A 1,298-nucleotide genomic window follows, 5' to 3' on the forward strand; every position below is an offset into this window, starting at 1 on the left:
GTATATGCGCCTTTGCCTTTTTCTTTTGATGTGTACATTGCAATATCGGCATTACTGATAAATGTATTTATACCAAATTCAGCTTCTTTGGCACTTGCAATACCAATACTAATACCCGCTGGTACGTCCCACTCATTTATAGTGAATGGCTCTTTCATACCCTCAATGATACTTTCGGCAATATCTATAACAATAGATTGCTCAGTGATATTAGGTAGCATAATTAAAAACTCATCACCGCCTAAGCGTGCAATTATGTCGTTACTACGCAGATAACTTTTCACTTTTTTAGCCACAGCTTGTAAAAGCATATCTCCGGTTTCATGGCCTAGGGTGTCGTTAACGCCTTTAAAACTATCAACATCAAAGAACATAATCGCAACGTCTCGGTCGTTACTTTTACTACTAGCCAGCTCGAGTTTGAGTAGGTCCATAAAAAACATGCGATTAGGTAAACCTGTTAATATATCGTAGTTGGCGAGGCGCTCCATTGAATGCGTTTGTACTAAAAGTTGAGCGGTGTGTTTATGATTGGTTTGAACTTGGGAGTCAATTGTTTGTAGTAATGCATTAATGTCGTTACCAAGTTGAGATACTTCATCATGACCAGTGACTTGGTATTGAAGCTTATAATTTGTTGATTTTTCAACTTTCTGTGTGAACTTCGAGAGTGCTAAAAGTGGGCTTAATAAACGCTGATATATCCAAAATGAAATAATAATGGTGAGTGCAATAATTAAGACAACAAATGGAGCTGCACTATAAAAAAGGCTAATTTTACTTTCATTCAATGGCTTTTTAAAGTCTTGCACAATGAGCAAATATCCAATAGGAAATTGCTCCTCCCCAATTGCCTTTAAGGCCACTAGTCCTTCATTGGTTATTGTAACCGCATAAGGTAAATTTTTTGGTTGAATACTTATAAGTTCAGGCTTAAAGCTCTCAAGCTCTAAATAGTTAGGGTGGACATACGATTGGATTAATTGCCAGTCAGCGTCAAATACATTAACAAACTTAATGTGTTCATATCGATCAAAACCGAGCAATTCGGTGGTTATAGAGAACAAATCAACTTGCTCAGACATAACACGTAATAAGCTATCGGAAATATTTGAAGACATTGCATCTAAGTTTTGTTTAACAGATTGGCGATATAAATCTTCGTGTTCATTAATTGCGAGGAAAAAAACTAAATTTGCGCTAAATATAATTAAAACCGTTGTTATTATAATAAATTTATATCGAATACTATGAAGCATCAAATCTAACCCTTAACCATCATTTAATTATGTTTTAGT

1 protein-coding gene is annotated in these 1,298 nt (G+C 35.2%); it reads right to left on the minus strand.

Going from position 1 to position 1,298, the window contains the following annotated elements:
• Positions 1-1,121: GGDEF domain-containing protein (locus tag H5072_RS19725; RefSeq protein WP_259396003.1), on the minus strand; the 1,121-nt coding region annotated here is incomplete at its 3' end.
• Between the last annotated feature and the right edge of the window lie 177 nt (positions 1,122-1,298).

The sequence above is a fragment of the Pseudoalteromonas sp. SR45-5 genome (assembly GCF_014163565.1).
Taxonomy (GTDB): Bacteria; Pseudomonadota; Gammaproteobacteria; order Enterobacterales; family Alteromonadaceae; genus Pseudoalteromonas; species Pseudoalteromonas distincta.